Below are 18,629 nucleotides of genomic sequence, written 5' to 3' on the forward strand. Positions count from 1 at the left end.
GTCTGGGGGGGCTTTACTTGCATCCCTTCTGGGAGCGGGGGGGGCTCTGGGGATTGGTGCTCGGCATCGAGCTGGTCTTGTGCGTCACCGCCGCCTTGAGCCTCTGGCTCGGTCATCTCAAAGGGCGCACGGCGCCGCCCCTCTCCTGTCACGCCTCGTCACGCCAGTGACGGGCCCTCAACTCACAGGCCGTCGTAATAGTCCGCCGGCACCGGCACCACGGCGCCTGTGTGCAGCTCCTCGTCGATCACCTCGCTCAAGGGGCGCAGATGAAACTTGATTTGCCCCGACGGCAACATCAGTCCCACATCAGGATTACGCCCGTCGCCCATGTTGGCCGTCTTGAACGCAAGCCCGGGATGGGCGGCCACCAACGCTGGCAGTGAGGGCACCACCAGCTCTATGTGCTCCAGCCCCGCCTGATGGGCGCGGCCCGCCTTGGGGGCGGCCAGCTCGATGCAAGGGACAGTGATCTGCTGCCAGCAGACGGGTTGATGCAGACGATAGGTGGCGATGGGGCGGCCCCCTATCATCCCCTCCACCAGCAGCACCCCATGGCGCGCCAGCGTCTCTTTCAGGGCGAGGTATTCCGGCAGGGTGGCAGCGCGGTAGCAGAGATGATCCACCTGGGGGGCTTCGCACTCCCCCATGAGGGCGTGCATTTCAGTGAGCAGTTGGCAAACGAATGGGGCCATGGGCCCCAACGTGGTATCCAGTGGATGAGACATGATCACCATTTCTTCTTGGGTTGGAACAGGACATCGAGCTCGTCCGCTTCTTTGTCCTTGATGTTTTGCAGCTCCTTCTCGCTGTGCTGCTGCAGATGCTCTTCCAGTTGGCGCATCCCCTGGCGCATGTCCTCTTCCCGCGCCAGCAGGTAGGGATCCTTGTCGGAGACATTGGCCAGAGCACCAAGCCCCTTGGTATAGAGCTGACGACAGGTGCCGTACTGCCCCTGGATCTGGGCATCCATGGCCCGCTTGATCAGGTTGGCGATGTTGATCTTGAGCTGCATAAGCTCGAGGCGGCGATCCTCCTGGGCGAACCCCTGGGGATCTATTTTGCCCTTGTTGTGCTCGACCCGCAGCACGGCCCGCATCTTCTTGGCCAGTTGCAACATCTGGATCGCCTGACGGTCGGACTCCGGGGTCTTGAAGTGCCCCTCGTCCTGACTGCTGTAGTTCTCCTGCACATTCTTGATCTGGGTCTGGACGTCGATGATGCGCTGCTTGACCTGAGGGTTCGGCATGACCTGCACTATGGCGCGGTAGGCATCCAGGATCCGGTGTTGCAGCAGCAGCACCATGTTCTTGGAGAAGGGCACCAGGTTGACGTTCAACAGCACCTCTTCGGTCTCGTCCGCCACCGCCTTGTGACGGGCGATGGCCTGGCGCTTGTCGGCTTCCGCCTTCTGTTTGTATTGCTGCACCACGTTATAGGCGATGACCAGAAACAGGAGTGCGCCAATCGACAGCAATATCAAGGTTAAAATCATAGGGTATTCACACTCCTGTCCCAATCCAATTGCGTGATCCTACAACAGCTTACCCGCATAGGGTAGCGCCCAGATCGCACCTTGCCTCACAACAACGCAAGGGAGTCGCGGCAAGGGCGATGCCCGGGGCCTCATGCACCATATCGCCCGCCGCGTCCATTACTTGAGGCAAAACCCCTTCGACTGGAGGAAGCCCAGCATGAAGGGACGCGCCTCCTTGCCGAGGATGGCCTTGATCTGTCCGCTCCAGGTCTGCACCTTGTTGTTGCTGCTGCGGGCCAGGTAGTAGTCGTGGATTTGGCTGTCGTATTGCGCCAGCAGAGCGCGATCGAGCGTCTCTGGATAGCGGTTCTCGTGCACCACCAGCGCGCGGGGCAGCCGCGGCTTCTGCTCCGGCTGCTGGGCGGGGTGACCCAGGCAGAGGCCGAACAGCGGGATCACCTGATGGGGCAGCCCCAGCAGCTCGCTCACCGCCGCCGGGTTGTTGCGAATGCCGCCGATGTAGACGCCGCCCAGGCCCAGGGACTGGGCCGCCAGCAGGGTATTCTGGGCCATCAGGGCCCCGTCGATGGCACCGATCATGAGCTGCTCCACGAAGCCGGTCTGGGCCTCCGGCACTATCTGGCTGTGGCGCTGATAGTCGGCGCAAAACAGCAGGAACTCCGCCGCCTCGGCCACGTAGGCCTGGTGCCCGGCCAGCTCGGCCAGGGTGGCGCGCAGCCCCTTGTCCGTCACCCGGATAATGCTGTTTGCCTGCAGGAAGCTGGAGCTGGAGGCGCTCTGGGCGGCGCTCAGTATCTGATCGAGTTGCGAGGCGCTGATGGGCTCAGGGGTGAACTGACGAATGGAGCGATGGGAAAGGATGAGATCTATGGTCGGGTTCATGGTGCCTCCAAAATGAAGGTCACACTGTACCCAAAAAAAGCGAGGGGCCCAAGGCCCCTCGTCACCCTCAGGGGGCAGGATAGACATAGGGGGCCTGCAGCCCGAGCGGGAAGCCCAGCGCCCAGTAGAGCAGCAGGAAGCAGGTCCAGCTCACCAGGAAGGCCAGGGAGTAGGGCAGCATCATGGAGACCAGGGTGCCGATGCCGGTGCTCTTCACATACTGCTGGCAATAGACCACCACCAGGGGGAAGAAGACCATCAGCGGGGTGATGATGTTGGAGGCGGAATCCCCTACCCGATAGGCGGCCTGGGTCAGCTCCGGCGAGATCCCCACCGCCATCAGCATGGGCACCAGGATGGGGCTGATGAGCGCCCACTTGGCCGAGGCCGACCCCACCACCAGGTTGACGCTGGCGGTGAGCAGTATCATGCCGACTATGGTCACCTCCCCCGGCAGCGCCAGGGCGTGGAGCACCTCGGCGCCGGAGAGGGCCAGCAGGGTTCCCAGGTTGGAGTCACCGAACGCCTTGATGAAGAGGGCGCAGAAGAAGGCCATCACCATGTAGGAGCCCATCTTGTTCATGGTGGCCGACATGGCATCGATCACATCCTTGCCGCTCTTGAAGCTCCCCGCCACGAAGCCGTAGACGATGCCGGGCAGGATGAAGAGCAGGAAGATGAGGGGCACGATGGACTTCATCACGGGCGCCGCGAAGGTGGTGAGCGATCCATCCGGTGCCCGCATCGGCGAGTCGTCCGGGGACAGGGCCAGCCCCAGCAGCACCACGGCTGCCAGCATGGCAAACCCGGCCCAGTTGAAGGCCCGGCTCTCCTGCGCGCTGTAGCGCCCCATCTCGTCGGCACTCTCCAGATCCTCGTTGAGGGGCACCTGCTTGAGGCGCGGCTCCACTATCTTCTCGGTGACAAACCAGCCCACGCAGATGATCAGCAGGGAGGAGGCGCCGGTGAAGATGATGTTACACAGGGTGTTGACCATGTAGTCGGGGTCGAGCAGTTGGGCCGCCGACTGGGTGAACCCCTGCAGCAGGGCATCCCCGCCGGAGGGCAGGAAGTTGGCGGCGAAGCCACCGGAGACCCCGGCAAAGGCCGCGGCTATGCCCGCCAGCGGATGACGGCCCGCCGCATGGAAGATGATGCCGCCGATGGGGATCACCAGCACATAGCCCGCATCTGCCGCCGTATGGCTGACAATGGCCACCAGGATCAGCATGGGGGTCAGGAAGCGCGCCGGGGTGACCTTGAGCAACTTCTTCAGGCCGGTGTTGATGAAGCCGGACTGCTCTGCCACCCCGACCCCCAGCATGGCCACCAGCACGATGCCAAGGGGCGCAAAGCCGGTGAAGGTGGTGACCATGCTGGCGAGAAACTCGGCCAGCCCAGCCCCGGTCAACAGGTTGTTGACCACCACGGCCTCCCCGGTGCGGGGGTTGACCAGATCGAAGGAGAACTGGGAGCCTATCCAGGAGCCGACCCAGACGATCAGCAAGGCATAGAGGAACAACATGGCGGGATCCGGCAGCTTGTTGCCCGCCTTCTCGACCCCGTTGAGGAAGCGGTTCAACCAGCCATTGGGACTGGCCGGACGCTCGTTCACTGCGGCTTGACTCATTATGGTGATACTCCATGACCAAGGAATGAGCGCGCATACTAGCGATAACGTCTAATGAATCCCATGATATGAGACAAAAATTCGATTAATTATGTTTAATTTGGCATGTCGCGCTCCTGAAATGAGACATGCCGCACATTGTCAGCTGTGGTATCAGGCGCCGATCAGCGGATAGTGGCCAAGCTTGCAGCGGATCCCGAAGCCTGCCGCCGCCACCTCCTCCGGGGTCATGGGCGTGCTGAACAGGAATCCCTGGAAGACGTGACAGCCCTGGGCCCGCAGGGCCGCCAGCTCGTGCTCGTCCTCCACCCCTTCCGCCAGGATCCCGAGCCCCAGGCTGGTGGCCATGGCCACGGTGGCCCGGATCACCGGCAGGTTCAGCCCGACCACGAAGGAGCGATCCAGCTTGATGGTGTCGATGGGCAGGCGGTTGAGGTAGGCGAGCGACGAGTAGCCGGTGCCAAAGTCGTCGATGGCGATCTTGATCCCCTGCTCGCTCAGGGCGTCGAGGATCTCGATGCAGCCCTTCATGTCCAGCATCAGCACGGTTTCGGTCAGCTCCAGCGTCAGCAGGCCCGCCTCGACATTGGACTCCCTGAGCTGCTGCGCCACCTGCCCCGGCAGGGAGGCGGAGAGCTGGAAGCCGGAGAGGTTGACCGAGACAGGTACCCGCACCTGCCACTGGCGCTGCCACTCCCCCATCTGGGCCAAGGCGGTGGCGAGCACCCAGCTCCCTATTTCACGAATGAGCCCCATCTCTTCGGCCAGCGGGATGAACTCCGCCGGCGAGACGTGCCCGAGCACGGGGTTGTACCAGCGCAGCAGGGCCTCGAAACCGATCAGCTTCCCCTGGGCCACGTCCACCTGAGGTTGATAGCGCAGGCTCAGCTCCCCCCTACCGACGGCCTTGGCCAGAAACTGCTTCAGGGTCAGTTTGCGGTGCAGGCTCTGCTGCATGCTGGGGGTGAAGCGCTGCCAGCGCAGGCGCCCCATCTGCTTGGCCTGGTACATGGCCATGTCGGCGCGGGTGATGAGGTTGTCGCCATCATCGGCGTCGTCAGGGTAGATGGCGATGCCGATACTGCCGCCTATGGTGACCTCGGGCACTCCGCTCAGTTGCAGCGGCTTGCTCATCTGGGAGAGCATGAGATCCGCCACTTCCTGCGCTCGCTCGCTCGCCTGGTTGAGAGGCACCAGGGCGGTGAACTCGTCTCCACCGAGCCGCGCCAGCTCCACGTCCCGCGGGCAGATCTGCTTGAGCCGACCGGCCACCCGTTCCAACAGGCGATCCCCCGCCTTGTGGCCATAGTTGTCATTGACCAGCTTGAAGTTGTCGAGATCCATGAACACCAGGGCGAAGCGCCCCCCCAGGCCGCAGTAGGCCTCGAGGGACTTCATCAGGCCGTAGCGATTGAGCAGGCCGGTGAGGGAGTCGTGCCAGGCCAGGTGACGGTGTTCGAGCTCCTCGAGCTTGCGATCCGTGATGTCCCGCATGGTCAGCAGGATCCGGGCCCCCTGCTGGATGTGGCGGAACTGATACTGGAACCAGCGCATTCCCTTCTGGGTCCGGCACTCACCCTCGGCCACCACCTCCCCCACCCGGGAGAGCCGGGTGTAGAAAGCCTCATCGCAGCCGGAGAAAACCTGGGTCAGCTGGCTGATGCCGGTGCCGAAGCACATGTCGAAATGGTGGTTGCCGCTCTCGAGGCACCCCTCGTTGTCGAACAGACAGGCCAGGGTGTCACCGGTGGCGAGGGAGGATTCCTGATAGAGGGTATCAGCATCGATGACCGCCTCCGTCATCATCATCTGCCGTCCGGCGAGCTGGATGCCGGAGAGGCGCAGATAGACCTGTTTCTTGACCCCCTTGGGGGAGAGGGTCCACCACTCGTTGTAACTGCGATCCTGTTGAAAATCACCGAGATAACGCTGCAACAGCAGATCGATGGCGGCGGCCATGTCGGCCGAAAAGTCGCGCGATTGCAGCTCGGAAAGGGAACTCGCCTCCCACAATCCCAGGGCGGAGTCATTGGCCCAGTAAATGTGGTGACGCTGGATGTCATAGACCCAGATGGGCGTATGGAGCACATCCATCGCGGTGAGCAGGCGTTCGTCTAGCGTATTCATGTTGAGTGATGATTCATGCTGAAAGCTCATGGCAGAACCGGCCTGGATCCGCGTTTGGTCAACGCGTCCGTGCTGGTACAAAATCCGTTCCGGCCCATAATCTGGAAACAGGCGAGCGAAAAAGGCCGAAATCATATGAAAACGCTACATGTGATCCCCATGGTCAGGAGAAATGGACTCACACTGATATTATTGGGCATGGTCATAACCATTACTATGATTTTTATACTTTTTTTCCTTCGCGAACAACTGTTAATGCCCGTCATTTTCCTCCTGTTGGCTGGCCTGATGACAATTCTTGTCGGGGCACTGAAACTGTCTGAGCCTCATTTTAGTCTCTCTCTGTGTCAGGATTGCCTGCAATATCACCATAAGTACGGCGGTTGGATCCTGAAATGGAGAAATATTCAGCGAATTGACCAGCCACGTATCCATTTAGGGTGGGATCTGGTGCCCCTGCCCTACATAGGTTTGAAGATTAAGGATTACGACGATTTCTTGACGCTGATCACACCCAGGCTGGCCGTTCGCCTGTTGACCGAGCAGCGCGCCGTGCTGTTGCAGGCCATGAGCAGCGAGCGCCCGGACTGCCTCACCGGAGGCTGCGGCGCCGGCTTGTTGGGAGAGGGGCTGCTGGAGGAGAGCCGCTTTCGCTCCTCCTCGGGCCAGCAATACGAGGGGGTGATCGCCATGCTGGGCAACCGCATGACCCGGCTGCGTGACCTGCTGGGTTATGACCTTCTGGTACCGGACAACAGCCTGGACAGATCCCCTGTCGACTTCGTCCGTTTGCTCAATCAGTACCAACGCGAGTCGAATCTAATCCAGATCAATTAAACGCCGGATTGCGCTTGCCAAGCCTGGCGACTCTTCATAAGGTCACGGGCTTGTTACAAACACCCCCCAAGCCGCTTATGAAGTACATCGAAGAGTTCTATCTGTTCGTCAAGGTGGTGCAAGAGGGCGGTTTCTCCCACGCCGCCGCCGCACTGGGCATGCCGACCGGCACCATCAGTCGACGCATCTCCCAACTGGAAGAACAGCTCGGGTGCGCCTTGCTGCACCGATCCACTCGCAAGCTGCGCCTCACCGACGAGGGGCTGCGCTATTACGAGCGCCTGTGCACGCCGCTAGCCGAAATCGAGCAGGCAACCGGCGAGATCCAGGGTCAGGAGACGGACATCAGCGGCCTCATCCGCCTCGCCGCGCCCATCGCCCTCTCCAACACCATCCTGGTCGACATGCTGGCGGACTTCGGTCTGCGCTATCCCGGGGTGCAGTTCGACATCAGCCAGACCAATGACCAGGCCCCCCTCTGTGATCAGGACAGGGATCTGGTGTTCTTCAACGGCGAGCTTTCCCAGACCCTGCCCAATGCCCTCTGCCTCGGCCACATCGAGTACGGCCTGTTTGCCTCCCCTCTTTATCTGGAGAAGATGGGCATCCCCTCCCATCCGGCGCAACTGGAAGAGCACGATCTCATCTATTGCTGGCCCCACCAGCACTGGCAGCTGAGCGGGCGGGATCAGCAGACGGTGCAGATCAAGCGGACACCGCGCCTGAGCGTCAACCAGACCCAGGCCGCCGTGCGGGCCGCCCGGCGCCACCTCGGCATCGTCAATGCCCCTCTGCACTATGTGCACCCCTTCCTGCAAGACGAGCAGCTGGTCGCCGTGCTGCCGGACTGGCAGTCGGGCAAACGCCCCTTCTACATGCTCCATTGCCAGCCCCGGTTCACGCCGTTGCGTGTTAAGATGTTTGCCGATTTCGTCGAGAAATACTCCGTACGCTATCGCCATCATCAACGGGACGATCAATTTTTGCCGGCCATGCCGCTGCCCGTTGCATCTGACGGTTGATCGCCCACACTTAGCGCAATCCTCGTTGCACAGGTCGGCTAACACTATGAATGTATTGATATGTGATGACTCGGGGTTCGCTCGCAAGCAGTTGATGCGCGCCCTGCCTGCCGGCTGGAATGTCACCCTGCATCAGGCCGCTGACGGCCTGGAAGGGGTCGAGCAGATCCTGATGGGCCACGGCGATCTGATCTTTCTCGATCTGACTATGCCGGAAATGGACGGCTATGGCGTGCTGGAGACCCTCAAGCGGGAGGGATTGCGCAACAAGGTGATCGTGGTCTCCGGCGATATCCAGCCGGAAGCCCATGCCCGCGTCATGGCGCTCGGGGCCCTCGATTTCATCAAGAAACCAGCGTCTCCGGAAACCCTGCTTGCCCTGCTCCAGCGGCACGGCTTGTGGCAACCGGCACCGCACGCGGCCGCCTCCCCTGCCCTTGCCGAACGACAACCGATCGAGTCCCCCGTCCTGCTCACCCCCGAGCTGCGGGATGTCTATCAGGAGCTCGCCAACGTCGCCATGGGCCAGGGAGCCAATCTGCTGGCCCGCCTGCTGGACGCCTTCGTGCTGCTGCCCATTCCGAACGTCAACGTGCTGGAAGTCTCCGAGCTGCACATGGCCCTCTCGGCCGCCGCGGAGTCGGACACCCTCTCCGCCGTCTGCCAGGGTTTTATCGGGGCCGGTATCGCCGGCGAGGCGCTGCTGCTGTTTCACGATGCCAGCTTCCAGGATCTGGCACGCCTGATGAACCATCAGGGGGTGCTGGATCACAACGCCGAGCTGGAGCTGCTGATGGATACCGCCAACGTCTTGATCGGGGCCTTCCTGCGCGGCTACGCCAACCAGCTCGACACCCCCTTCAGCCAGGGCCACCCCGTGGTGCTCGGTCAGCACAGGCCCATTAGAGATCTTATTCGCACCAACCAGAGCCGCTGGCGCCGCACCCTGGCCATCGAGATCAACTACCGGGTGCAGGGTTATGCGGTGCAGTGCGACCTGCTGCTGCTGTTCACCGAAGACTCCATCGCCACCATGAACAACAAGATCATGCATATGCTCTAGCGATGTGACCCCATCGCCAGCATCAATAACAAGATCATGCATATGCGCTAGCGGTGTGATCCCATCGCCAGCATCAACCACACAGACTCAGGCACCAGGAGTGACCATGGAAATCCGGGAATTTCATTGGCTGATGAACATAGTCCAGAACCTGGACGTGGGGCTGGTCGTGCTCGACAAGGGCTACCGGGTACAGGTATGGAACGGCTTCATGGAGAGCCATAGCGGCCGACTGGCCGGCGAGGTGCGCGATCAGGTGCTGTTCGACCTCTTCCCCGACGTGGACCGCGCCTGGCTGGAGCGCAAGGCCAACATGGTGTTCAAGCTCAACAACCGCGCCTTCAGCACCTGGGAGCAGCGCCCCTATCTGCTGCGCTTCTCCAACTATCGCCCCATCACAGGCTCGGCCCCCCACATGTACCAGAACCTGACCCTGGTGCCCCTTGCCGATTTTGGCGGCGAGGTCACCCATCTGGCCATCATGATCTACGACGCCACCGACGAGGCCATGCTGATCACGGGCCAGCGCCAGGGGTGAGCCCTCGGCACAGAGACACAAGAAGGGCGCCATCAGGCGCCCTTCTTTCCATGCTTGCCGATCACCCTCAGCCGTTCAGGAACTCGGTAAAGGCATCGATCACCTCGTCGATGTCGTCATCGGTGATCTGCAGATGGGTCACCAGCCTCAGCTCCCCATAGCCGGAGAAGAGTATGCCGCGCTCCTTCATGAAGCCGAGCAAGGTGGCAGGATCCCCCTGGGTCAAGCGCAGGAACACCATGTTGGTCTGCACCTCTTCCATATTGAGCGCGACGCCTGGCAAGGAAGCCAGCCCCTCTGCCAGACGCCGGGCGCGGCGATGATCGTCCGCCAGCCGGGTGACGTGCTGATCCAGGGCAAAAAGTGCGGCCTGGGCCAGGATCCCAGCCTGGCGCATGCCGCCCCCCAGCATCTTGCGCAGCCGCCTGGCCCGCGCGATGAAACCATGGGAACCCACCAGCAGTGAACCGACCGGCGCACCCAGCCCCTTGGAGAGGCAGACGGAGATGCTGTCGAAGGGGGCCGCGATGGCCGCGACCGGCTCGCCGCTCGCCACCACCGCATTGAACAGACGGGCGCCGTCCAGGTGCAGCAGCAAGCCGTGTTCATCCACAAAATCGCGCATCTCGCGCAGGTAGGGCAGCGGCAGTACCTTGCCATTGTGGGTGTTCTCAAGGCACACCAGCCGGGTCTGGACGAAGTGGGCGTCATCGGGGGCGATGGCGGCCCGCACATCCTTGAGCGCCAGGGTACCGTCGGCCTGCATGGGAACAGACTGCAGAGCCACCGAGCCCAGCACGGCGGATCCTTGCGCCTCGTAGCGATAGATGTGAGAGGCCGAGCCCAGCACGGCCCCTTCTCCACGCTGGCAGTGGCTCATCATCGCCAGCAAGTTGGACATGGTGCCGGATGGCACGAACAGGGCCGCCTCCTTGCCCAGCAATTCAGCACCTTTGTGCTCGAGCGCATTGATGCTGGGATCTTCGCCGTAGACATCATCGCCCACCTCGGCGTGCAGCATGCTCTGGCGCATGGCCTCCGTGGGCTGGGTCACGGTATCACTTCGTAAATCGATATAGCGCATGTCATCCTCCTGATGCAGGAGCATGACATTAACCAGCCGGGACTGTGCTGGCAAGGGATGGGGGGCGGGAATGTGAGCCCTGCGGCTCACCAGGGCAGCGGCTGGCCGCGCAAGTCCACGAAGCGGCCAGAGTGCGCCTGGTTCAGCGAGGCCAGGAGATCCAGCAACTGCGGTGCCACCAGGGCGGGATCCTGCAACAGGGCCGGGTCAATCTCCTGTCGGAAGGGTTGCTGCATGGGGGTATCCATGAGCCCAGGATGAACCGTGATGACCCCGGCACCGGGGAATCGCTCGGCCCACTCGGCGGCCAGGATCCGGGATCCCATGTTGAGGGCTGCCTTGCTCATCCGATAGCTGTAACGGCGAGCAGGCTCCCTATGAGCCTCTTCCAGGCTGCCCGCCAGATCGGAGAGGGTACAAAGCCACAGCCGACTCTCGAACGTCATCAGCCGGCTCAGGCTGGCACCCAGGGCCAGGTGGGGCCAGGCATTGGCCTGCAGGCTTTCGCCAAGCCACTGGGGGGTTACCTCCTCCACTCGCCGCTCCGGCATGTGGCTGAGATCGTGCAGCAGACCTATGGTGTTGATCACCACATTCGGCAGGGTGGCGGTGTCATAGAGGGTGAATAGGGCGTCGAAGGAGAGCGGGTCCACCTCCTGCAACGGGAAATAGCAGGCCGGATCCAGCCCTTTGGGCAGTTGTCTGCCCGCCAGCAACCACTCTTCGCCACGGCTGGCGAGCTCATGGGCCAGGGCTCCCCCCAATCCACCACTGCCCAGGATCAGATAACTCATCTGTGTGTCCTTGGTTTTGTCCTTTGCTTAGAGGGTATCAGAAGAATGGCAGGCTGCCGCTGACCTGCGGCCTCAGGCCTCTGCCAGGTGACGTCCGAACTCCCTCGCCCGCGCCAGATCCAGAAAGCCGTCCGCCTGCTTGTGGCTGCGCAAAAACTGATAGTAAGCGAGCAGGGTCACCAGTTGCTCCTCGTCCGGCATCGGCTGGCCGAGGAGCGTCTCCTGCACCAGCGCCCCCGCCGCCGCCAGCGCGTCCCTGTCCACCACCTCGGCCTGACGATAGAGATACCCGCAACCGGTGGCGAGCCATTCCAGGGAGCAGTTGGCCCCCATGGCGATCTGGTTCGCCTTGCCAAGGCCGGGCTCGGCCCCTTTCAGATACTTGCGGATCAGAGCCTCACTCAGCCCCACTTTGCGGGCAAAGGCGCTGACGCTGCCCTCCCCGATCAGGCTCTGCAGCCTGGCGGCAAATCCTTCCATCACACGCTCTCCTCTCACTGGCATGCTGGCCACGGTCAGTGGGGTGGTCAGAACCATAGTTCGAATTCGCAAAGGGGGTATTATTGCCTTGTCCGCCAGAAGAGACCAAGATGCTGGCAGCATTCATTCTGCCTTTATTTGTCCGTCGTTTTAGCCGTAGAGGAGTCACCATGCCCGTATCCCGTCTTGCCCTGCACCATCAAGGCCCCACCTTTTCCCGCCTCATCATGGGCTACTGGCGCCTGATGGAGTGGCAACTCTCCCCGGCCACCCTACTGGATCTGATGAAATACCACCTGGATCTCGGGGTCACCACCATAGATCACGCCGACATCTACGGCGGTTACCAGTGCGAGGAGGCCTTCGGCCGGGCCCTGCGTCTGGAGCCCTCCCTGCGCAGCCGGATGGAGATTGTCAGCAAGTGCGGCATCGCCCTCACCGCCAAGCCGGAACACGCCCTCAATCACTACAACACCAGCAAGGGCCACATCGTCGCCAGCGCCGAGGCCTCCTTGCAAAAGCTCGGCACCGATCACCTGGATCTGCTGCTGATCCACCGCCCCGACCCTCTGATGAATGCCGACGAGGTGGCCGAGGCCTTCATCAGCCTCAAGCAGGCGGGCAAGATCAAGCACGCCGGCGTCTCCAACTTCACTCCCCACCAGTTCGCGCTGCTGCAATCCCGCCTGCCCTTCCCGCTGGTCACCAACCAGCTGGAGATCTCGCCGCTGCACCAGGAAGGGACGCTGGATGGCGCCCTGGATCAGTGTCAGCAACTGGGCATCAAGCCCATGGCCTGGTCCTGCCTCGGTGGCGGACGGTTGTTCAACGATCCCGCCTATGCCCCGCTGCGGGCCGAGCTCGAACTGATCCGCCAGGAGCTGGGGACCCAGACCATAGAGCAGGTGGTCTACGCCTGGGTGATGATGCTGCCGAGCCAGCCGCTGCCGCTCATCGGCTCGGGCAAGCGGGAGCGGATCGCCGCCGCCGTGGCGGCCGAGTCCATCGTGCTCAGCCGCCAGCAGTGGTTCCGCATCCGCAAGGCCGCCTTGGGTTACGATGTGCCCTGATCCCGCCTGCCCCTGATCGCGAGGCAAACAAAAACGGCATGGAGAGATCCATGCCGTTTTTCGTTATCGAGACGATTCAACGATGGCGCTGAGGGCGGCCACGAGGTGCATCTGTCTTCGGTTTGGCCTGGTTGACCGTAATGGTACGACCACCTATTTCGGTGCCATGCAACTCGGCAATGGCCTTCTCGGCATCCCCGTTTACAGGCATTTCAATGAAGCCAAACCCCTTGGACTGACCGGTATCGCGATCGATGATGATATCGACCTTGTCTACCTGCCCAAATTGGCTGAACACGTTTGTCAGTTCGTCGGCCGTCATCCGGTACGACAGATTACCTACGTAAATCTTCATGCCATCTACTCTCGATTCAAGGTGCCTTATCTATGCATCCACCGACCTGGAGTAAGGGCACAACCCCCCTGCCGGACCAGCCATGGCATCATGCCGTGGCACTCCCTGCTTCGAGCCCCAAGTCGTTGATCTCTTGGACTATCGGAGCAGGAAAGATCAATTCGAATCAGAGGGAGTATCTGAGCTTTACGGTGAATTGTCGAGAAAATAGTCAGGCCGGCTGCAGCGCGGCCAACAGCTTGTTCAGGGCCTGGCGGCTGTGCCAGGCCCGTTTAAAACCGAAGCGATAGACCCCGGGGGCCACCTCATGGGTGCCTTCCCGGGTCAGGCCCAGCAAGCCGGCGGCGTCGGCCAGAGTCTCTTCATCCAGCCCGAGATCCAGGCTGAAGTCGAGCCACTGACCGTCGTGACCCACCTTGCGATCCCGCTCTATGCCCACCAGCGCCGCCTTCGGCAGGGCCAGGGCCCGGTCTTCGCCACCGTTGAGCAGATAGAGGTGGTGATCGTCCCAGGCGAGCTCCGCCAACCGCCAGCGTTGCCAGTTGCGCGGCAACACCATCATCACCAGCACTATGCCGCCAAACACCAGACCGACCCAGGGCAGCAACCCCATCTCGGGATACCCCAGCAAGAGCGCGGCCACCACAGTCCCCAAGCTCGCCAGCAACAGGCAGATCATGACCCCGTAGAAGCGCCTCGCCGGTGGCATCAGCCAGTTCACGCCCCCCTGCAATGCCAGTTCACTGACTCTCATTTCATCCTCCTCACATGATGGAAACGGCCCTGCCGCATCGGCGTTGGCCCGCATTGTGCGCGAGCCCGCCCATGGGTTGCAACCGGCGCGGCGGCACGGATGACGGCCAGCCGCAACTCTTGGTATGCTTGGGGCTGTCTGAGCCCGCCATCTTCAGGAGTCCCATGTTCGCCACTGCCCTGCTGCTCACCACCAGCGCCCTCTATGCAGAAGCCATCGGCGGCTACGCGGCCGGTTGCCTGAAAAATGCCGTGGCCCTGCCGCTGACAGGGCCCGGCTATCAGGTGATCCGCAGCAAGCGGCTGCGCTATTACGGTCACCCCGATCTCATTCACTACCTGCAGGGCCTGGCCAACCAGACCAGGCTGGCCGGCATGCCGGATCTCTATATCGCCGATCTTGCCATGGCACGGGGCGGCCCCTTCACCTCGGGTCATCGCAGTCACCAGACCGGCCTCGATGCCGACATCTGGTTCCGGATGGCCGACAGGCCCATCAGCCAGTGGGAGCAGGATGCCCCCAAGGAGTGGGCGCTGATCGACGAGCCCAGCTACCGTATGCTGCCCGGCCGTTTCGGCCCCCAGCAGCTCAATCTTCTGCGCCTCGCTGCCAACAAGCCCGAGGTGGCGCGCATCTTTGTCAACCCCGTCATCAAGGCCGAGGTGTGCCAACGGGCGGCCGATGAACCCTGGGTCGCCAAGCTGCGCCCCTGGGTCGGCCACTTCAGCCACTTCCACGTCAGGTTGCGCTGCCCGGTGAACAGCCCGGATTGCCAGCCCCAGGCCCCCATCCCCCCCGGCAACGGCTGCTATGCCGAGCTGGCCTCCTGGCTCAAGGACAAACCCCAGTTGCCCAAGGTCTCCATGAGCTACCGAGCCCCCGTCTTACCGAAGCGTTGTGAGGGCTGACCACAAGCTGCTATGGTGAGCCGATATCCGTCAGAAATTTCAATGGAGAACAACAAGATGGCCATTTCACTCCGGCACAGGGCCACCCAGTGCCTGCTGACTTTCACCCTGCTGCTGGGATTGACCGGGTGCGGCATGAACAACATCCCCACCCTGGATGAGCAGGTCAAGGCGAGTTGGGGCCAGGTCGAGAACCAGTACCAGCGCCGGGCCGATCTCATTCCCAACCTGGTGGCGACCGTCAAGGGGTACGCCAGCCACGAGCAGGAGACCTTGAAGGCGGTGACCGATGCCCGCGCCCGGGTCGGCAGCCTGCAGGTGAGCGACCCCGCCCAGCTCAAGGCCTTTGAAGCGGCCCAGGATCAGCTCTCCAGCGCCCTCTCCCGCCTGATGGTGGTGGTCGAGCGCTACCCGGATCTGAAAGCGGATCAGCAGTTCCTGACCCTGCAGGCCCAACTGGAAGGCACCGAGAATCGCATCTCGGTGGCGCAACGCGACTACATAGAGGCGGTGCGCCAGTTCAATACCGAGATCCGCACCTTCCCCGGGGTCATCTGGTCCAAGCTGCTCTACTCGGATCTGGAAGCCAAACCCACGTTCAGCGCCAAACCCGGTGCCGATGAGGCGCCCAAGGTCAGCTTCCAATGACGATGATGTTGCGCGCGCTGCTCCCCTTGCTGCTGCTCTGGACGACAACGCTGCAAGCCGCCCCCGCCTTTCCGCCGTTAAGTGGGCGTGTGGTGGATGAGGCGGCCCTGATGTCTCGCAAGCAGGCCCACCAGCTGACCCAGCAACTGGCCGCCTTCGAGAAGCGCAGCGGCATCCAGCTGGTGGTGGTCTCCATCGACAGCCTCGATGGGGAGACCATAGAGGAGTACGGCTACCAGCTCGGTCGCCACTGGGGCATAGGCCAGAAGGGCAAGAACAACGGCGTGCTGCTGCTGATCGCCCAGGATGAGCGCAAGGTGCGCATCGAAGTGGGTTATGGCCTGGAAGGGGCTCTGCCCGATGCCATCGCCGCCAACATCATCCAGACCCGGATCCTGCCCGCCTTCAAGCGCGGCGACATGGTGGCCGGCGTGGTCGCCGGCAGCCAGGGCATCATGCAGGCCCTGGCCGGGGAGTATCAGCCCGTAGACAACGCCAGCAAGGAGGAGAAGCAAGGCGGCCCCTGGCTCTTCATCCTGGTAGTGATAGTGATGATCGTGCTGCATAACCTGCGGGGAGGTGGTGGGGGCGGCGGTCGCGGCCGGCGCAACGCCGCCTATCTGGTCGGCGGTTTCGGTGCCGGACGCACCGGCGGCGGTTTTGGGGGCGGCGGTCGCGGCCGGCGCAACGCCGCCTATCTGGTCGGCGGTTTCGGTGCCGGACGCACCGGCGGCGGTTTTGGGGGCGGCGGTGGTTTCAGTGGCGGCGGTGGCAGTTTTGGTGGCGGCGGTGCTTCCGGCGGTTGGTAATCAGGGAACAAGAGACAACAAGATGATTTCGAAACAGTTCTATCACACCTTGCAGGCCAGAGTACGGCAGGCCGAGCAGGCCACGGACGCCGAGCTGGTCACCGTGCTGGCCCCCGCCAGCGATGGCTATCGCTATATTCCGACGCTGTGGGCTGCGCTGCTGGCCATGCTCACCCCCCTGCTGGTGTTCCAGCTCGGCTTCTGGCTCGGCTGGTACGAGATCCTGCTGGTACAGTGGTCGGTCTGGTTGCTACTGAGCCTGCTGTTCCACTGGACCCCCATCAAGATGCGGCTGATCCCGAAAAAAGTGCGTCAACACAGGGCCGCACTGATGGCCCGCCTGCAATTTGTCGAGCAGGGGCTGCACCGCACCCGCGACCGGCTCGGGGTGCTGATCTTCGTCTCGGTGGCGGAGCACTATGTGGAGATCCTGGTGGATGACGGCATCGCCCAGCACATAGACAACGCGCAGTGGCAACAGATCATCGACGACTTCGTGGTGCGGGTACGCAACAAGGAGGTGGAACAAGGCTTCCTCGAGTGCGTGGATCGTACCAGCGCCATCCTGACCGATGCGTTTCCGGCCACCCGGGATCAAAACGAGTTGCCCGACAGCCTGATCATTTTGGACAAACCTTGATCGGGCTTAAAAAACCGGCATTCTGTTCAAGGGATAGGCATTCGATAAAGATTCTGAAAAATAAGGGGAAAAGTGTTTGACCCCGAGTCAGCTTTCCCCTAAATTACGCCCCGTTCCAGCGCAACGGCGCAGTGAACAACGTGGTGATTGAACACGTTAAACAGCAGTCGAAAATTTGGTGAGGTGTCCGAGTGGCTGAAGGAGCACGCCTGGAAAGTGTGTATACGGCAACGTATCGAGGGTTCGAATCCCTCCCTCACCGCCAAATATAACCCGTTGAATTTCAACGGGTTTTTTCATTTCTAGACTTACGTGATTTTTTTCCTGGATCAACTGGGTGGAACAATCATGTATCTGAGTAAAAATGCCTCCGGCACCTACTACACTCGTCTCCCGCTGCCTAAGTCATTACGTGACCGTGGCTTGCCCTTCGCTATCCGTACTTCCCTTTGCACCAAAGATAGGCAGCTCGCTGTAGACCGAAACCTGGCTGTGGCAGCTCGCACTCGCGCACTGATCGCGGCTACCCCTGCGGATACTGCTCCCCGCAGCTTCTATCGCTGGATCCGCGCCGATCTAGACGCGTTCAAAGCAGCGGGGTTCATCCCTCCTCAAACACCTTCCACACCTCGTGAACCTTCTGTTGATGCCCCAGCTTGCCCCAGCAGTGGGATCATGCTCACCCACGCATTGGCGAGATTCATCGAGACTAAAACCAGTGAGGGGATCCAGCATAGGTCGGTGGGCCAGCTCCAACTTCGGATCAACGCCTTCGTCACCTGGGCCAAAGGGGTTAAAGTCGATGAGGTGACGCCCGCTCTGGCGCAGGAGTACCGCAACAGCTTGCTGCGCAAGACCAACCTCAGTTTCAAAACCAAAGGAGATTACCTCGCCGCCCTGAAACAGTTCTTCCGTTGGTGCGTGGCGCTGGACTATTGCAGCCGTAACCCTTTTGATGGGTTGACGGCAGGCAAGAAGCCGCACAAACGGGCGGATGAGGAGCGAGTGCGCTGGCATCGCCCTCAACTGGCTCAGCTGTTTGCCAGCCTGCGCAGCAAACAATCCCAGAAAGGCAAAAAATTGAGAGTTCAAGACTGGTGGGTGCCCCTGCTGTGCCTGTATGCCGGGCTGCGACCCTCTGAGGCCTGTCAGCTCAAAACTCTGAACGTCAAACAGGTCGAGGGGATTTGGTGTCTGATGGTTGATGCGGGAGAGGTGGATCAGAAGCTCAAGAGTGCCAATGCGTACCGTACCGTGCCGCTACATAGTGCGTTGATCGGACATCAATTCCTGGACTATGTGGAGAGTCGTCGCGGTCAGGGGCAGGTATTTTTGTTCGACGACAAACCATCAGGCAAAGACGACGACTGGGCGCATAACATCACCTGTCGCTTCCAACGCCACCTCAATGAGGCTGGCATCGTAGGTCAGGGCCGTCCCACGCTTTACGGGCTGCGGCATACCTTCATCGATGAGTTACAGCAGGCGGA

General features: G+C 61.8%; 20 protein-coding genes, 1 tRNA gene and 1 pseudogene. 12 read left to right on the forward strand and 10 right to left on the reverse strand.

The window, feature by feature from the left end; all coding sequences use genetic code 11:
• Positions 1-170, forward strand: a pseudogene (locus BN1127_RS22220) (MFS transporter); the annotation flags it as partial.
• Positions 171-182: 12 nt separating this feature from the next.
• On the opposite strand, the gene BN1127_RS17435 reads toward BN1127_RS22220, so the two are convergent.
• The 5 genes from BN1127_RS17435 to BN1127_RS17455 all read right to left on the reverse strand — a co-directional run bounded on the left by BN1127_RS17435 (position 183) and on the right by BN1127_RS17455 (position 6,104).
• Entirely contained in the window at positions 183-737 is a 555-nt protein-coding gene (locus BN1127_RS17435; protein ID WP_042650271.1) for a VOC family protein, read from the reverse strand.
• A complete protein-coding gene (locus BN1127_RS17440) occupies positions 731-1,495 on the reverse strand; it encodes a hypothetical protein (protein ID WP_042650272.1) in 765 nt (254 codons plus the stop codon). The genes BN1127_RS17435 and BN1127_RS17440 overlap by 7 nt, the downstream gene beginning before the upstream one ends.
• A 159-nt stretch (positions 1,496-1,654) precedes the next feature.
• The gene (gene nfsA, locus BN1127_RS17445; protein ID WP_042650273.1) at positions 1,655-2,380 is read right to left on the reverse strand and encodes an oxygen-insensitive NADPH nitroreductase; all 726 of its coding nucleotides are present in this window, start codon (positions 2,378-2,380) and stop codon (positions 1,655-1,657) included.
• Between the two features lie 67 nt (positions 2,381-2,447).
• Positions 2,448-4,010: an AbgT family transporter gene (locus tag BN1127_RS17450; protein ID WP_042650274.1), complete on the reverse strand. Its 1,563-nt coding sequence runs from the start codon at positions 4,008-4,010 to the stop codon at positions 2,448-2,450.
• Positions 4,011-4,163: 153 nt separating this feature from the next.
• A complete protein-coding gene (locus tag BN1127_RS17455) occupies positions 4,164-6,104 on the reverse strand; it encodes a putative bifunctional diguanylate cyclase/phosphodiesterase (RefSeq protein ID WP_005327794.1) in 1,941 nt (646 codons plus the stop codon).
• Between the two features lie 168 nt (positions 6,105-6,272).
• On the opposite strand from BN1127_RS17455, the gene BN1127_RS17460 reads away from it, so the two are divergent.
• The 4 genes from BN1127_RS17460 (at position 6,273) to BN1127_RS17475 (ending at position 9,597) form a co-directional block, all read left to right on the forward strand.
• Positions 6,273-6,974: a DUF2982 domain-containing protein gene (locus BN1127_RS17460; RefSeq protein ID WP_041206904.1), complete on the forward strand. Its 702-nt coding sequence runs from the start codon at positions 6,273-6,275 to the stop codon at positions 6,972-6,974.
• A 77-nt stretch (positions 6,975-7,051) separates the two neighbouring features.
• Positions 7,052-7,996, forward strand: a complete 945-nt coding sequence (locus BN1127_RS17465; RefSeq protein ID WP_005327789.1) for a LysR family transcriptional regulator — start codon at positions 7,052-7,054, stop codon at positions 7,994-7,996.
• Between the two features lie 46 nt (positions 7,997-8,042).
• A complete protein-coding gene (locus BN1127_RS17470; protein ID WP_042650275.1) occupies positions 8,043-9,059 on the forward strand; it encodes a response regulator in 1,017 nt (338 codons plus the stop codon).
• A gap of 106 nt (positions 9,060-9,165) precedes the next feature.
• Positions 9,166-9,597: a PAS domain-containing protein gene (locus tag BN1127_RS17475; RefSeq protein ID WP_042650276.1), complete on the forward strand. Its 432-nt coding sequence runs from the start codon at positions 9,166-9,168 to the stop codon at positions 9,595-9,597.
• Positions 9,598-9,664: 67 nt separating this feature from the next.
• Here the strand turns inward: BN1127_RS17475 and ltaE are convergent, their stop codons facing one another.
• The 3 genes from ltaE to BN1127_RS17490 form a co-directional block, all read right to left on the reverse strand.
• Positions 9,665-10,681 (reverse strand): low-specificity L-threonine aldolase, encoded by a 1,017-nt coding sequence (gene ltaE / locus BN1127_RS17480; RefSeq protein WP_042650284.1) that lies wholly within the window; start codon positions 10,679-10,681, stop codon positions 9,665-9,667.
• Positions 10,682-10,767: 86 nt separating this feature from the next.
• Positions 10,768-11,475, reverse strand: coding sequence for a Rossmann-fold NAD(P)-binding domain-containing protein (locus BN1127_RS17485; protein ID WP_042650277.1), 708 nt, complete (start codon positions 11,473-11,475; stop codon positions 10,768-10,770).
• A 72-nt stretch (positions 11,476-11,547) separates the two neighbouring features.
• Positions 11,548-11,955: a transcriptional regulator gene (locus tag BN1127_RS17490; RefSeq protein WP_042650278.1), complete on the reverse strand. Its 408-nt coding sequence runs from the start codon at positions 11,953-11,955 to the stop codon at positions 11,548-11,550.
• A 170-nt stretch (positions 11,956-12,125) separates the two neighbouring features.
• Between BN1127_RS17490 and BN1127_RS17495 the strand changes: the two genes are divergently transcribed.
• Positions 12,126-13,025, forward strand: a complete 900-nt coding sequence (locus BN1127_RS17495; protein WP_042650279.1) for an aldo/keto reductase — start codon at positions 12,126-12,128, stop codon at positions 13,023-13,025.
• A 76-nt stretch (positions 13,026-13,101) separates the two neighbouring features.
• Here BN1127_RS17495 and BN1127_RS17500 read toward each other — a convergent pair whose 3' ends face one another.
• Both BN1127_RS17500 and BN1127_RS17505 read right to left on the reverse strand, forming a co-directional pair.
• Positions 13,102-13,380 carry an RNA recognition motif domain-containing protein gene (locus BN1127_RS17500; RefSeq protein WP_081805676.1) on the reverse strand — a complete coding sequence of 93 codons (279 nt, stop codon included), beginning with the start codon at positions 13,378-13,380 and terminating at the stop codon, positions 13,102-13,104.
• A 211-nt stretch (positions 13,381-13,591) separates the two neighbouring features.
• Positions 13,592-14,134, reverse strand: coding sequence for a hypothetical protein (locus BN1127_RS17505; protein WP_042650280.1), 543 nt, complete (start codon positions 14,132-14,134; stop codon positions 13,592-13,594).
• A gap of 164 nt (positions 14,135-14,298) precedes the next feature.
• Between BN1127_RS17505 and mepA the strand changes: the two genes are divergently transcribed.
• The 6 genes from mepA to BN1127_RS17535 all read left to right on the forward strand — a co-directional run.
• Positions 14,299-15,042 carry a penicillin-insensitive murein endopeptidase gene (mepA, locus tag BN1127_RS17510; RefSeq protein WP_042650281.1) on the forward strand — a complete coding sequence of 248 codons (744 nt, stop codon included), beginning with the start codon at positions 14,299-14,301 and terminating at the stop codon, positions 15,040-15,042.
• A gap of 42 nt (positions 15,043-15,084) precedes the next feature.
• Entirely contained in the window at positions 15,085-15,690 is a 606-nt protein-coding gene (locus BN1127_RS17515; RefSeq protein ID WP_197069659.1) for a LemA family protein, read from the forward strand.
• Entirely contained in the window at positions 15,687-16,499 is an 813-nt protein-coding gene (locus BN1127_RS17520) for a TPM domain-containing protein (RefSeq protein WP_042650282.1), read from the forward strand. The genes BN1127_RS17515 and BN1127_RS17520 overlap by 4 nt, the downstream gene beginning before the upstream one ends.
• A 22-nt stretch (positions 16,500-16,521) precedes the next feature.
• A complete protein-coding gene (locus tag BN1127_RS17525) occupies positions 16,522-17,139 on the forward strand; it encodes a TPM domain-containing protein (protein WP_041205604.1) in 618 nt (205 codons plus the stop codon).
• A 177-nt stretch (positions 17,140-17,316) separates the two neighbouring features.
• A tRNA-Ser gene (locus tag BN1127_RS17530) sits at positions 17,317-17,404 on the forward strand.
• 83 nt (positions 17,405-17,487) lie between these two features.
• On the forward strand, positions 17,488-18,629 hold a 1,142-nt coding region (locus tag BN1127_RS17535; protein WP_231557512.1), incomplete at its 3' end, for a site-specific integrase.

Origin of the sequence: Aeromonas media (assembly GCF_000819985.1) — a bacterium.
GTDB classification, from domain to species: Bacteria; Pseudomonadota; Gammaproteobacteria; order Enterobacterales; family Aeromonadaceae; genus Aeromonas; species Aeromonas media.